Source organism: Pseudomonas fungipugnans (assembly GCF_029955235.1).
Taxonomy (GTDB): domain Bacteria; phylum Pseudomonadota; class Gammaproteobacteria; order Pseudomonadales; family Pseudomonadaceae; genus Aquipseudomonas; species Aquipseudomonas fungipugnans.
Genome location: NZ_JARBWL010000002.1, coordinates 2,040,261 through 2,054,352 on the forward strand (window position 1 = coordinate 2,040,261; position 14,092 = coordinate 2,054,352).

Annotated in this window: 15 protein-coding genes; 14 read left to right on the plus strand and 1 reads right to left on the minus strand. The window is 59.9% G+C overall.

The genetic code is table 11. The features are described from left to right. From fliJ to flhB, 13 genes are all read left to right on the plus strand, one after another. Positions 1 to 450 carry a flagellar export protein FliJ gene (gene fliJ, locus POF45_RS24420; protein ID WP_259500730.1) on the plus strand — a complete coding sequence of 150 codons (450 nt, stop codon included), beginning with the start codon at positions 1 to 3 and terminating at the stop codon, positions 448 to 450. Positions 451 to 653: 203 nt separating this feature from the next. Next, positions 654 to 962 (plus strand): STAS domain-containing protein, encoded by a 309-nt coding sequence (locus POF45_RS24425; RefSeq protein ID WP_259500733.1) that lies wholly within the window; start codon positions 654 to 656, stop codon positions 960 to 962. Between the two features lie 5 nt (positions 963 to 967). Continuing rightward, positions 968 to 2,674, plus strand: coding sequence for an ATP-binding SpoIIE family protein phosphatase (locus POF45_RS24430; protein ID WP_282316949.1), 1,707 nt, complete (start codon positions 968 to 970; stop codon positions 2,672 to 2,674). Positions 2,675 to 2,704: 30 nt separating this feature from the next. Then, entirely contained in the window at positions 2,705 to 3,073 is a 369-nt protein-coding gene (locus POF45_RS24435; RefSeq protein WP_259500737.1) for an Hpt domain-containing protein, read from the plus strand. A gap of 81 nt (positions 3,074 to 3,154) precedes the next feature. Beyond that, positions 3,155 to 4,540, plus strand: a complete 1,386-nt coding sequence (locus POF45_RS24440) for a flagellar hook-length control protein FliK (RefSeq protein ID WP_282316950.1) — start codon at positions 3,155 to 3,157, stop codon at positions 4,538 to 4,540. 224 nt (positions 4,541 to 4,764) lie between these two features. Further along, positions 4,765 to 5,271 carry a flagellar basal body-associated protein FliL gene (fliL, locus tag POF45_RS24445; RefSeq protein WP_259500740.1) on the plus strand — a complete coding sequence of 169 codons (507 nt, stop codon included), beginning with the start codon at positions 4,765 to 4,767 and terminating at the stop codon, positions 5,269 to 5,271. Positions 5,272 to 5,280: 9 nt separating this feature from the next. Then, positions 5,281 to 6,249: a flagellar motor switch protein FliM gene (gene fliM / locus POF45_RS24450; protein WP_008024584.1), complete on the plus strand. Its 969-nt coding sequence runs from the start codon at positions 5,281 to 5,283 to the stop codon at positions 6,247 to 6,249. A gap of 67 nt (positions 6,250 to 6,316) precedes the next feature. Further along, the gene (gene fliN / locus POF45_RS24455; RefSeq protein ID WP_259500745.1) at positions 6,317 to 6,772 is read left to right on the plus strand and encodes a flagellar motor switch protein FliN; all 456 of its coding nucleotides are present in this window, start codon (positions 6,317 to 6,319) and stop codon (positions 6,770 to 6,772) included. After that, positions 6,773 to 7,237: a flagellar biosynthetic protein FliO gene (fliO, locus tag POF45_RS24460; RefSeq protein WP_282316951.1), complete on the plus strand. Its 465-nt coding sequence runs from the start codon at positions 6,773 to 6,775 to the stop codon at positions 7,235 to 7,237. After that, complete coding sequence (gene fliP / locus POF45_RS24465; RefSeq protein WP_259500749.1) at positions 7,237 to 7,995, plus strand: flagellar type III secretion system pore protein FliP; 759 nt, start codon at positions 7,237 to 7,239, stop codon at positions 7,993 to 7,995. Before fliO ends, fliP begins: the two co-directional genes overlap by 1 nt. Beyond that, a complete protein-coding gene (gene fliQ, locus POF45_RS24470) occupies positions 7,992 to 8,261 on the plus strand; it encodes a flagellar biosynthesis protein FliQ (protein WP_259500750.1) in 270 nt (89 codons plus the stop codon). Before fliP ends, fliQ begins: the two co-directional genes overlap by 4 nt. 3 nt (positions 8,262 to 8,264) lie before the next feature. Continuing rightward, positions 8,265 to 9,047: a flagellar biosynthetic protein FliR gene (gene fliR / locus POF45_RS24475; RefSeq protein ID WP_259500752.1), complete on the plus strand. Its 783-nt coding sequence runs from the start codon at positions 8,265 to 8,267 to the stop codon at positions 9,045 to 9,047. Between the two features lie 3 nt (positions 9,048 to 9,050). Continuing rightward, complete coding sequence (flhB, locus tag POF45_RS24480) at positions 9,051 to 10,190, plus strand: flagellar biosynthesis protein FlhB (protein WP_259500754.1); 1,140 nt, start codon at positions 9,051 to 9,053, stop codon at positions 10,188 to 10,190. Positions 10,191 to 10,205: 15 nt separating this feature from the next. Here flhB and POF45_RS24485 read toward each other — a convergent pair whose 3' ends face one another. Further along, a complete protein-coding gene (locus POF45_RS24485; protein WP_282316952.1) occupies positions 10,206 to 11,300 on the minus strand; it encodes an RHS repeat-associated core domain-containing protein in 1,095 nt (364 codons plus the stop codon). 661 nt (positions 11,301 to 11,961) lie between these two features. On the opposite strand from POF45_RS24485, the gene flhA reads away from it, so the two are divergent. Beyond that, positions 11,962 to 14,091, plus strand: coding sequence for a flagellar biosynthesis protein FlhA (flhA, locus tag POF45_RS24490; protein WP_259500760.1), 2,130 nt, complete (start codon positions 11,962 to 11,964; stop codon positions 14,089 to 14,091). The last annotated feature ends 1 nt before the right edge of the window (position 14,092 follow it).

Sequence of the window (14,092 nt, forward strand, 5' to 3'; positions counted from 1 at the left end):
ATGGCCCAGAGTCGCGCAGGGCGCCTGGCGCCCGTGGTGGAAATGGCCGAAAAGGCCGAGAAAACCGCGGTTCAGCGTCTGGGGCACTTTCAGGGCCAGGTGCGCCTGGCAGAGAGCAAACTTGCGGACCTGGAAGCTTACCGCCTGGATTACCAGGAGCAATGGATCATACGGGGCAGCACCGGCGTTTCCGGGCAGTGGCTGCTCGGTTACCAGGGCTTTCTGGCGCAACTGGGCACCGCCATCGACCAACAGCGGCAGAGCCTGGTCTGGCATCAAAACAACATGACCAAGGCCCGTGACGCCTGGCAGCAGGCGTTTGCCCGGGTCGAAGGCCTGCGCAAACTGGTGCAGCGCTACGCCGACGAGGCGCGGGCGCTTGAAGACCGGCGTGAGCAAAAGTTGCTGGACGAATTGTCCCAGCGCTTGCCGCGTCAGGATCCGTATTGAGTCAGTTGCACCGCGTTATCGTTCTTCGCGAGCAGGCTCGCCCCCACATTGGAATGCACGCACCCTGTGGGGGCGAGCCTGCTCGCGAAAACGTCGGCATGTTCACCGCAAGTTTCACTGACCGTCGGTACTTCACACCTTGCCCGGCTCCTCGCCAGATGCTAAACCTTGTACACGTTCTTCAATGACAAGGAAGCCGTTCAATGTCAGTCGTTACAGAAGTCTCCCCGGATGGACAAAAGCTGACGATCTCGATCAGGGGGCGATTCGATTTCGCCAAACATCAGGAATTTCGCGAGTCCTATGAGCGTCCCGACGGCCAGATGCCGAGTTCGGTGGTGGTTGATTTGAAAGACGCCACCTACCTCGACAGCTCGGCCTTGGGCATGTTGCTGTTGCTGCGTGATCACGCCGGTGGCGACAATTCCGATATTCGCGTCGTCAACAGCAGTTCCGACGTGAAAAAGATCCTGGCCATTTCCAATTTCGACAAGCTGTTCGACATCAGTTGACCGCCATGCAGGCGCCCTTCGAGCCGCTGACGATACTGATCGCCGAAGACAGTGCAGCCGACCGGATGCTGCTGTCGAGTATCGTCCGCCGTCAGGGCCACCAAGTGCTGACCGCCTGTAACGGTGCCGAGGCGGTTGAGGCTTTCCGCCAGCAGGCACCGCAACTGGTGCTGATGGACGCCATGATGCCGGTGATGGACGGTTTCGAGGCGGCGCGGCAGATCAAGGCGCTGGCCGGGGAAACCCTGGTGCCGATCATCTTTCTGACCTCGCTCACCGAAAGTGAAGCCCTGGCGCGTTGCCTGGAGGCGGGCGGCGACGATTTTCTGGCAAAGCCCTACAACCAGGTGATTCTGGGCGCAAAGATCAAGGCCATGGACCGCCTGAGGCGGTTGCAGGCCACCGTGCTGGAACAGCGTGACCTGATCGCCCGGCATCACGAGTACCTGCTCAACGAGCAGCGGGTGGCCAAGGCGGTGTTCGACAAGGTGGCCCACTCCGGTTGCCTGAATGCGCCGAATATCCGCTACCTGCAATCGCCTTATGCGCTGTTCAACGGTGACCTGTTGCTGGCGGCGTTCACCCCGGCTGGCGACATGCACGTGCTGCTCGGCGACTTTACCGGCCATGGCTTGCCGGCTGCAGTGGGTGCCATGCCGCTGGCCGAGGTGTTCTATGGCATGACCGCCAAGGGTTATGGCCTGTCCGAAACCCTGCGGGAGATGAATGCCAAGCTCAAGCGTATCCTGCCGGTCGACATGTTCTGCTGTGCAACCCTGCTGTGCCTGAGTTTTCAGCGGCGTTCGGTTGAGGTCTGGAATGGCGGCATGCCCGATGGCTACCTGCACTGTGTGGCCAGTGGCGTGCGCACGCCGTTGCCGGCCCGGCATTTGCCGCTGGGCGTGCTGAGCCCGCAAACGTTCGATGATCGCACCGACGTCTTGACGATGGCCGTGGGCGACCGGGTGTTTCTGTTGTCCGATGGTGTCATCGATACGTGTGACGCCAACGAGCAGCTGTTTGGCGTGGAGCGGTTGCAGCAGGTGTTTGCTGCCAATCATCAGCCTGCCACCTTGTTCGAGGAGATCGAGCAGGCCTTGCGGGACTTTCGCGGTGAGGCGCGCGACGATGTGAGCATGGTCGAGGTCAGCCTGCTGGAGGCGGCCAAGCTGACCCCGCCGGCGCTGGTGTATTCCGACAGCGGCCAGTCCTGTCCGCTGGACTGGTCGGTGAGCTTCGAGTTTCGTGCCGCGACCCTCAAGCGCTTCAATCCGCTGCCGTACATGCTGCAACTGTTGCTGGAGGTGCATGGTCTGCGTGCGCAAAGCGGCGCGTTGTACAGTGTATTGGCAGAGTTGTATTCCAATGCGCTGGAACACGGCGTATTGGGGCTCGATTCCAGCCTCAAGCGTGATGCGTCGGGTTTTGCGCGCTATTATCAAGAGCGTAACGCCCGTCTGGATGCGTTGCACGATGGCTATGTCCGGGTGCACATGCAGGTCGTGCCCAAGGGCGAGGGCGGTTGCCTGGCGATCGAGGTGACTGACAGTGGTCAGGGTTTTGATGTAACACGAGTGATGGAGCGACCGCTGGACGGCGTCCGTTTGTCGGGACGCGGGGTCAGCCTGATCCGCCAGTTGAGCCGTAGCGCGAGTTGGTCCGACGATGGTCGTACTGCCCGCGTGGAGTTTTACTGGGAGGCTCTGGCATAATCCGCGAATTCTTGATCAAGGAGTGAGCAAGTGGCTGACACACATCTGGACCACAACGTGCTGAGCGCGTTGCAAGAGGTCATGGAGGATGAATATCCGGCGTTGCTGGATACCTTCATCGTCGATTCCGAAGAACGTTTACGCTTGCTGCGAAAGGCGGATGATGCCGCGCAGTTGATGAATGCGGCGCACAGCTTCAAGGGCAGCAGCAGTAACATGGGCGCCATCCGCCTGGCCGAGTTGTGCCATGAACTGGAGCAGCGGGCCAAGCAGCGAAGCCTGAGTGGCATCGAACAACTGGTCGGTGAAATTGACGGTGAATTCGCTCTGGTGCGCCCTCTTTATGAAGCCGAGCGCCTGCGTTCATTGGCGCTCCATGCCACCGCCCGGCGCTTTTAGCGCCGCCCCGGCAAACATGGCGCGGCCCTTGCAGTAATCTCTCCAACTGTACCTACGATCCCGTGCAGCGGAGACCGCGTCATGTCCGTTACCCCCAATATGCTCCTTCAGGCCGCTTCGAAGGCCAAGGCTCAAGCGGCCCCCGCCAATACCCCGGCGCAGCCTCTAGAGTCAGGGGTCAAGGCGCCCAGCTTCGCCAAAGTCTACGCCAATCAGGCCCAGAACAAGCCGTCTGCAGTGCCTGATACAGCGCCAAAACCGGTGCGGGATAAAACCCCCGAGGGGCATGCAAAGAAGGACGTCAGCCACGACAAGTCTGCCGCTGCGGACCCTGCCGTTGCCGATAGCGGCAATACCTTGCCCGCTGACAATTCGACGACCGCCGACGACAAGACCGCCAGTGATAGTGACAGCGATACGGATACCACTACCACGCCGGTAGCCGTTGATCCCGCGCCGATTGATCCGACGCTGGACCCTGCATTGGTTCAGGCGGCTCAGCCAGTGGTTCCAGTGCCAGCGCCACCGGTCGCACCGGTGACGGCCGCCGTTCAGCCGCAAGTCGAGGCCCCGGTGGCCGCTACCGTGACTGCCGCGCCAGTTCAGGCTGCTGTCGCCGCGACCGATCCTGCTTTCGACCCGCAAGCCGATCCGCTGGACTCGCTGCCGGCAGTGCGCATGGCCATGGAGCAGAGTGGCCACGTGTCTGCCTCCAGCCAGTCTCAACCCAAGTCCGCACCGACTCAGGACTCGGCTGACAGCAGTGACCTGACATCGGCACAATCCTTTGCTGCCGGCATGGCCAGCATGCTCGACGTGCAAGCCGACAAGGACAGCACCAGCCAGGGTGGCGACAAGGCATTCAGCAGCTTGATCGATGGCGGCCTCAAGGATTTGAAGTCCGCCACCAGCGACACCCGTGTTGATGACTTTGCCAGTCGTCTGGCGGCGCTGACCCAGGCTGCCACGCCAAAAACCGCCAATGCCTTGCCGGTCAATCAGCCGATTGCCATGCATCAAAGCGGCTGGACCGATGAAGTGGTCAATCGGGTCATGTACCTGTCCAGCGCCAACCTCAAGGCGGCGGATATCCAGTTGCAGCCGGCTGAGCTGGGGCGCCTGGATATCCGGGTGAACATGGTCCCGGACCAGCAGACTCAAGTGACATTCATGAGTGCACACCCAAGCGTTCGCGAAGCGCTCGATGGGCAGATGCACCGCCTGCGTGACATGTTCGCGCAGCAGGGCATGGGCCAGGTCGATGTCAGTGTGTCCGACCAGTCCCGAGGCTGGAATGGCCAGGGGCAGCAGGACCAACAGGCACAGCAACAGGCCCAGAGCGGTCGTACCAGCGCCGGCGGTGGTCGTGTCGATGGCATGGAGGAAGAATTGGCGCCAACGGCGGCCGAAGTGGCGGCCAGCACCACTACCGTCATCGGCTCCAGCGCCGTCGACTACTACGCCTGACTGCACACATTCCCCCTGTGGGAGCGAGCCTGCTCGCGAATACGGTTTTACATTCAACATTTATGTCGACTGTCACACTGCATTCGCGAGCAGGCTCGCTCCCACATTGGTTTGTGACACCTCGCTCTCTTTCCGCCTGACCCTATTGCCGACACTTCTGGCATAACACTTGCTCTTGCCTTGCCGTGCGACTGTGAAAACCTGAATAGTGACGGATTATTGGCATGGCGAAGAGCGAAGCTGCAGCGGTAGTAAAAGATCCCGCGACCAAAGGCAAAATAAAGCTGATCATTGCAATCGTGGTGGCTGTGCTGCTGGCGATCGGCTTGTCCGTGGGGGCGACCTGGTACTTCATGCACAGCGCCCAGAGCAAGCCTGCCGAGGCGGCGCAAACAGCCCCCGTCGGCAAGCAGCCGGCGATCTTCGAGCCAATGGCCCCCGCCTTCGTGGCCAACTACAACCAGGCCGGTCGTCAGCGCTACATGCAGGTGAGCATCACCATGCAGGGCCGTAATCAGGCCGACATGGACGCGCTCAAGGTGCACATGCCGGTTATCCGCAACAATCTCGTGATGCTGTTCTCCGGTCAGGATTTCGCCACGCTGGCGACGCCGGTCGGCCAGGAGATGCTGCGTCAGAAGGCCACCGCCAGCGTCCAGGAAGTGGCGCAGAAAGAACTCGGCAAAGTGGTGATCGAACAGTTGCTTTTCACTAATTTCGTACTGCAGTAGGAACACGACATGGCCGTGCAGGACCTGCTGTCCCAGGATGAGATCGACGCGCTGTTGCACGGCGTCGACGATGGTCTGGTACAGACCGATACCGCCGCCGAACCCGGCAGCGTCAAAAGCTACGACCTGACCAGTCAGGATCGCATCGTCCGTGGACGCATGCCGACCCTGGAAATGATCAACGAGCGTTTCGCCCGTTACACCCGCATCAGCATGTTCAACATGCTGCGCCGCTCGGCGGACGTTGCTGTCGGTGGTGTGCAGGTGATGAAGTTCGGCGAATACGTGCACTCGCTGTACGTGCCGACCAGCCTCAACCTGGTCAAGATCAAACCGTTGCGCGGCACCGCGCTGTTCATCCTCGACGCCAAACTGGTGTTCAAGCTGGTGGACAACTTCTTCGGCGGCGACGGCCGTCACGCAAAGATCGAAGGGCGTGAATTCACCCCCACCGAACTGCGTGTGGTGCGCATGGTGCTGGAGCAGGCTTTCGTCGATCTGAAAGAAGCCTGGCAGGCGATCATGGAAGTCAATTTCGAGTACATCAACTCGGAAGTGAACCCGGCCATGGCCAACATCGTCGGCCCGAGCGAAGCGATTGTGGTCTCCACCTTCCACATCGAACTCGATGGCGGCGGCGGCGACCTGCACGTGACCATGCCGTACTCGATGATTGAGCCGGTGCGCGAGATGCTCGATGCCGGTTTCCAGTCGGACCTCGACGACCAGGACGAGCGCTGGGTCAACGCCCTGCGTCAGGACGTGCTGGACGTGGATGTGCCAATCGGCGCCACTGTTGCCCGTCGCCAGTTGCGTCTGCGCGACATCCTGCACATGCAGCCGGGGGACATCATCCCGGTGGAAATGCCCGAAGAGATGATCATGCGCGCCAACGGCGTGCCGGCCTTCAAGGTCAAGATGGGCTCGCACAAAGGCAACCTCGCGTTGCAGGTGATCGAGCCGATCGAGCGCCGTTGACCGGCGCTTCAACCCCCATTTAATACTGGCTGCTTCTAGTTGAAGAGCTGCCCGCCGAGGACACATGATGAACGACGATATGAACGCTCAGGACGACCAGGCACTGGCCGATGAATGGGCTGCGGCCCTGGAAGAGACCGGTGACGGCCAAGCCGATATCGACGCCTTGCTGGCGGCGGACACGGGCGGTTCGGCGTCCAACCGTCTGCCGATGGAAGAGTTTGGCAGCGTGCCGAAAAACAACGACCCAGTGACCCTCGACGGTCCGAACCTGGACGTGATCCTCGATATTCCGGTGTCGATCTCCATGGAGGTGGGCAGTACCGACATCAACATCCGCAACCTGCTGCAACTCAACCAGGGCTCGGTGATCGAGCTGGATCGCCTGGCCGGTGAGCCGCTGGACGTGCTGGTCAACGGCACACTCATCGCCCACGGCGAAGTGGTCGTGGTCAACGAAAAGTTCGGCATCCGCCTGACCGACGTGATCAGCCCAAGCGAACGCATCAAGAAGCTGCGCTAAGTGAAAAAGGTTCTGGGTTTTTTGGCGGGATTGGTGTTGGCGCTGCCGCTGAGCGCGATGGCGGCCGAACCGGTGGCAACGGCGACTGCCGCTGCCGCTGCCGTGCCGGCGGTCAGCAGTGGCGTGGCCGGGCAATTGACGCAACTGGTGTTTGGCCTGCTGCTGGTGCTGGGATTGATCTTCCTCCTCGCCTGGTTGTTGCGTCGGGTTCAGCAGCACGGTCCCGCCGGCAAAGGGCAGGTCATCGAGCTTATCGGCTCGCGTGCCCTGGGCCCTCGTGATCGCCTGATGCTGGTGCAGGTCGGCAACGAGCAGATTCTGCTTGGCCTGAGCCCCGGCTCCATCACCGCGCTGCACGTGCTCAAGGAGCCGGTGCAGGTGCCCAGCGGCACTGAAAAAGCGACCCCGGAGTTTGCCCAGCGCCTCATGGAGCTGATGGGCAAGGATCATAAGGATAAGAAGTAATGGGTGCGTTACGCATCGTCTTGACGCTGGCCCTGATGCTGGCCGCGCCACTGGCGTTCGCCGCCGATCCGTTGTCGATCCCGGCGATCACCCTGGGCACCAACGCCAACGGCGCGCAGGAATACTCGGTCAGCCTGCAGATCCTGCTGATCATGACCGCGCTGAGCTTCATCCCGGCATTCGTCATGCTGATGACCAGCTTCACGCGAATCATCATTGTCTTCTCGATCCTGCGTCAGGCCCTGGGCCTGCAACAGACGCCGTCGAACCAGATCCTTACCGGCATGGCATTGTTCCTCACCATGTTCATCATGGCACCGGTGTTTGACCGGGTGAACAACGACGCCTTGCAGCCGTACCTGGCGGAAAAACTCACCGCGCAGGACGCCGTGGCCAAGGCCCAGGTGCCGATCAAGGACTTCATGCTCGCCCAGACCCGCAGCAGCGATCTGGAGCTGTTCATGCGCCTGTCCAAGCGTACCGACATCGCCACCCCGGATCAGGCGCCGCTGACCATTCTGGTGCCGGCGTTCGTCACTTCGGAATTGAAAACCGCGTTCCAGATCGGTTTCATGATCTTCATCCCGTTCCTGATCATCGACCTGGTGGTCGCCAGTGTGCTGATGGCCATGGGTATGATGATGCTCTCGCCGCTGATCATTTCGCTGCCCTTCAAGATCATGCTGTTCGTGCTGGTGGATGGCTGGGCGTTGATCATCGGAACATTGGCCAGTAGCTTCGGTGGCGTTTCCCCATGACTCCAGAAGTAGCGGTAGACATCTTTCGCGAGGCGCTCTGGCTGACCACCATGATGGTCGCCGTGCTGGTTATCCCGAGCCTGCTCGTGGGTTTGCTGGTGGCGATGTTCCAGGCCGCTACCCAGATCAACGAACAGACCCTGAGCTTCCTGCCGCGTCTTCTGGTGATGCTGGTGACACTGATCGTTGCCGGCCCGTGGCTGATCCAGACTTTCATGGAATACATCCTGCAGTTGTACGGCAGTATTCCTCAGGTCATCGGCTAAACCATGTCGCTGTTGCAGCTGACCGATACCCAGATCAGTACCTGGGTGGCGACGTTCATGTTGCCGCTGTTTCGCGTCGGCGCCTTGCTGATGGTCATGCCGATTTTCGGCACGACCCTGGTGCCCAAGCGGGTGCGCGCCTACCTCGCCCTGGCGATCACCGTGGTGATTGCGCCGGGGTTGCCGCCGATGCCACCGGTCAATCCGCTGGACCTCAGCGGCCTGCTGTTGATTGCCGAACAGATCCTGGTCGGTGCCGTGCTGGGCTTCTCGCTGCAGCTGTTCTTCCAGGCGTTCGTGGTCGCCGGGCAGATCGTCGCGATCCAGATGGGCATGGGTTTCGCCTCGATGGTCGACCCCACCAACGGCGTCTCGGTGGCGGTGATCGGGCAGTTCTTCACCATGCTGGTGACGCTGATGTTCCTGGGCATGAACGGCCATCTGGTGGTCTTCGAAGTGCTGACTGAAAGCTTTACCACGTTGCCGGTGGGCAGCGGTTTCCTGGTCAATCACTTCTGGGAGCTGGCCGGTAAACTGGGTTGGGTGCTGGGGGCGGCGCTGTTGCTGGTGCTGCCGGCCATCACCGCATTGCTGGTGGTCAATATCGCGTTTGGTGTGATGACCCGCGCCGCGCCGCAGCTGAACATCTTCTCCATCGGTTTCCCGCTGACCCTGGTGCTCGGGTTGTTCATCACCTGGGTCGGGCTGGCGGACATGCTCAACCAGTTTCAACCGCTGGCCGCCGAGGCCTTGCAGCTCTTGCGCGAACTGGCACAGGTGAACTGAGCCATGGCTGAGAGCGAAAGCGGTCAGGACAAAACAGAAGACCCCACGGACAAAAAGAAAAAGGACGCCCGGGAGAAGGGCGAGGTTGCGCGCTCCAAGGAACTCAATACCCTGGCAATCATGCTGGTCGGTGCCAGTGCCTTGCTGATTTTTGGCGGCGCCCTGGCCCAGGACCTGATGGAGCTGATGCGCCTGAATTTCTCGCTGCCGCGAGAGGTGATTCTCGATCAGAAATACATGAGTACCTACCTGATGCATTCGGGGCAGGTCGCGTTGTGGGCGATTCAGCCGATCATGATCTCGTTGGTGCTGGCGGCGCTGATCGGCCCCATTTCACTGGGTGGCTGGCTGTTCTCCGCGGGCAGCATGGCGCCCAAGTTCAGCCGCATGAACCCGCTCAGCGGCCTTAAACGAATGTTCTCCAGCAAGGCGCTGGTCGAGCTGCTCAAGGCCCTGGCCAAATTCATCATCATTCTGTTCGTGGCGCTGGCGGTGTTGTCATCCGACATCGACGACCTGCTGCGCATCGCCCACGAACCGCTGGACCGGGCCATCATCCACAGCCTGCAAGTGGTGGGCTGGAGTACCTTGTGGATGGCCTGCGGGCTGATCATCATCGCCGCCGTGGACGTGCCGGTGCAGCTGTGGGAAAGCCACAAGAAACTGCTGATGACCAAGCAGGAAATACGCGACGAACACAAAGACCAGGAAGGCCGACCCGAGGTCAAACAGCGGATTCGCCAACTGCAGCGCGAAATGTCCCAGCGCCGCATGATGGCCGCGATCCCCGATGCCGACGTGGTCATCACCAACCCGACCCACTACGCCGTTGCGCTCAAGTACGACCCGGAGAAGGGCGGGGCACCCATGCTCATCGCCAAGGGCAGTGACTTCCTGGCGTTGAAGATCCGTGAAATCGCCGTGGCCAACGAAGTATTGCTGCTTGAGTCCCCGGCGCTGGCGCGTTCGATCTATTACTCGACCGAACTGGATCAGGAAATTCCGGGTGGGCTCTATCTGGCCGTCGCCCAGGTCCTGGCCTACGTTTACCAGATCCGCCAGCACCGCGCCGGCAAGGGCAAACGCCCGGATCCGCTGAAGGGGGATTTGCCGATCCCGCCGGATTTGAGGCGTGATTCGTAAAGGAATGTGAGAGGGTTAACTTTCAAAATACTTGGATCGGATTCGTTGCGCCTCATTTCTAAGCTCACCAACGTGTTGATCGGTGACTGATTTTATCCGTGCCTTATACGAATCTACGAGTTTCTTATCGAAGGTGTTGAAAAAAGATGGAGTTGTGAGTTTTTCATAAATATTACGGGATCCTTGGTTGTTTAAATTTTGTAATAGCGGTACGTAACTTGCCTGCTCAAATTTTACTGAGTTTTCTATTATCGACGAATGAGGTCGTTGGAATCTACTCGTTATGACTTCCGGGTTTTCAAATATATTGGAAAAGTCGGGGCGTAATTGTTCGTAAGCGAGTTGTTCAAGTTGCCCAGGGCTATTGGGGCGGGAGTTCTCGGCTGCAAGTGCAATGCGTTTGTCTTTTTCGAGTGTTGTTGCTTGTATGTGTTTTGTTCGGCCGGATATCGCTTTAAGTATGTTTACTATTTTTTTGTACTTGGCTTGCGCTTTTTCCGCTGTAATGCCTTTCTTTGACAATAATCCGTGACTAAATAAAAACTGCTTGTCTAGTGTGGTGAAGGTGGGTTTAAACATGTGTCCTGTTGGGTCTGTGAGATTGATGGGGTCTCCTGAGCAATACGCATAACTATTCAATCCGCCCTTCCCAAACGGACTCAAACTGTCCGGGCTATTAAATCGCATCAACACCGGATTAAACGCCCGATACCCATTCCCCAACAAATAATGCCCGGTCACCGGGTCTCGCCGTTCGCCATTGAAGCCTAGCAAGCTGGTCAACCCGTTTTCATCAGGGCGATGGCCATAGGGCGAATAAGCAATAGGTTGTCGCTGTTGGCTGGCTTCAAGGGTCTGCAGCACCGAACGCTGCTGATCGGTGGCCAGCAACGTGGTGTTAATCGCATCATCCTGACGCCGTAGTTGCGCCAGCAGCAGATCATCGTGCTGCACAATGGAATGCCCGGTCGTCCCCTGTATTTCGGTGGCCAACCGGCTTTTGCAATAGAAACGCTGAAGCGTGGGTGTGTTCGGCTGAGCGTGGTCAGTCAGCCGGTCGAGGGGGTCGTAGCGATATTGGCAAAGCAGGGTTTCGCGTGGCGCTGGCATAAGGGGTGCTCCGAAGATTGAAAGTGCTGGCGTTCAGTATTGGCGCGATTGCAGTGGCTGGGTACTAGCAGAACTGTCAGGTTCGCTGTTTGTCTGTTCCGCGCTCTATTGCGAGTAGCACCTGTGGCGAGGGAGCTTGCTCCCGTTCGGCTGCGCAGCAGTCGTTAACCTCCGTAAATGGAGTTTTGTCTGGCAGGCCGCGGTTGCGGGTTTGGGGTCGCTGCGCGTCCCAGCGGGAGCAAGCTCCCTCGCCACAGTGAAGATCGCTTGCAGCTTGCGCAGGTCTGAAGTGCTGGCGTTCAGTATTGGCGCGATTGCAGCGGCTGGGTACTAGCAGAACTGTCAGGTTCGCTGTTTGTCTGTTCCGCGCTCTATTGCGAGTAGCACCTGTGGCGAGTAGCACCTGTGGCGAGGGAGCTTGCTCCCGTTCGGCTGCGCAGCAGTCGTTAACCCCCGTAAATGAAGTTTTGTCTGGCAGGCCGCGGTTGCGGGTTTGGGGCCGCTGCGCGTCCCAGCGGGAGCAAGCTCCCTCGCCACAGTGCAGATCGCTTGCAGCTACCCACCATTTCCGGTCCGCGTAAAAGTTGGAAGGCTTCTTGCAGTAGCCGCCCTGCGTCTGCTTCAGGCGTCAAAAGTTTGCTTTAAGGAACGGGGAAAACCGGTGGATCGCTCTCAGTTACTCAACAGTGCCCGCACAAACCTGAATGACCTCTCGCGAGGCAATCTGGGCGTGCCGTTGTTGCTGCTGGTCATGCTGGCAATGATGATGTTGCCCATCCCGCCGTTCCTGCTGGACGTGTTTTTCACGTTCAACATTGCCTTGTCCATCGTTGTGTTGCTGGTCTGCGTCTACGCCTTGCGGCCGCTGGATTTCGCGGTGTTCCCGACCATATTGCTGGTGGCGACGTTGATGCGCCTGGCGCTGAACGTGGCCTCCACGCGGGTGGTGATGCTCCACGGGCAGGACGGCCATGCCGCTGCCGGTAAGGTGATTCAGGCCTTCGGTGAGGTGGTGATCGGCGGCAACTACGTGGTCGGTATCGTGGTGTTCGCGATCTTGATGATCATCAACTTCGTCGTGGTGACCAAGGGCGCCGGGCGGATTTCCGAGGTGAGCGCACGTTTTACCCTCGATGCGATGCCCGGCAAGCAGATGGCCATCGACGCCGACCTCAACGCCGGCCTGATCGACCAGAACCAGGCCAAGCTGCGCCGGATGGAAGTGGCCCAGGAGGCCGAGTTCTACGGTTCCATGGACGGTGCCAGCAAGTTCGTCCGGGGTGACGCCATCGCCGGCCTGCTGATTCTGTTCATCAACCTTATTGGCGGCATGGCGGTCGGCATCTTCCAGCACGGCATGAGCTTCGGCGATGCTGGCAAGGTTTACGCGCTGTTGACCATCGGTGACGGTTTGGTGGCGCAATTGCCATCACTGCTGCTGTCCACCGCTGCCGCGATCATGGTGACCCGTGCTTCCGGCTCCGAAGACATGGGCAAGCAGATCGGCCGCCAGATGTTCGCCTCGCCCAAGGCGCTGGCCGTCGCGGCCGGGCTGATGGCGGTGATGGGCATCGTGCCCGGCATGCCGCACTTCTCCTTCCTCAGCATGGCGGCCCTGGCGGCTGGCGGTGCTTACCTGTTCTGGAAGAAGCAGAACGTGGTCAAGGTTCAGGCCTTGCAAGAGGTCAAGCGTCAGCAGGAGCTGCTGCCTTCCCCGGCCCGCGCTCAGGAAACCAAGGAACTTGGCTGGGATGACGTGACCCCGATCGACATGATCGGCCTGGAAGTGGGCTATCGCCTGATTCCGCTGGTGGACCGCAATCAGGGTGGCCAGTTGCTGGCGCGGATCAAGGGCGTGCGCAAGAAGCTGTCCCAGGACCTGGGCTTCCTGATGCCGACGGTGCATATACGTGACAACCTCGACCTGGCGCCCAGCGCCTATCGCCTCACCCTGATGGGTGTGATCCTTGCCGAAGCGGAGATTTACCCGGACCGCGAGCTGGCGATCAACCCCGGACAGGTCTACGGCACGCTCAACGGCATTACCGCCAAAGATCCGGCTTTTGGCCTGGAGGCCGTCTGGATCGAAATCAGCCAGCGCGCCCAGGCTCAGTCCCTCGGTTACACCGTGGTCGATGCCAGTACGGTAGTGGCAACCCACTTGAACCAGATTCTGTACAAGCACTCCAGCGAGCTGATTGGCCACGAAGAAGTCCAGCAACTCATGCAATTGCTGGCCAAAAGCTCGCCAAAACTGGCAGAGGAGCTGGTGCCGGGCGTGGTGTCGCTGTCGCAATTGCTCAAGGTCTTGCAGGCGCTGTTGGCCGAACAGGTGCCGGTACGGGACATTCGCAGCATTGCCGAGGCCATCGCCAACAATGCCGCCAAGAGTCAAGATACTGCCGCTTTGGTGGCCGCGGTGCGCGTCGGCGTATCGCGCGCAATCGTCCAAAGCATTGTAGGGACTGAGTCCGAGCTACCAGTTATCACTCTGGAGCCAAGGTTGGAACAGATATTGCTCAATAGTCTGCAGAAGGCAGGACAAGGCTCGGAAGAGGGCGTTCTGCTGGAGCCAAGCATGGCAGAGAAGCTGCAGCGTTCATTGATCGATGCCGCGCAGCGTCAAGAGATGCAAGGTCAACCGGTGATTCTGCTGGTGGCCGGTCCGGTTCGCGCGATGCTCTCGCGGTTCGGTCGGCTGGCAGTCCCGGGTTTGCATGTGTTGGCTTATCAGGAAATCCCTGACAACAAGCAAGTGACCATCGTTGCGACAGTAGGGCCCAACGGCTGAG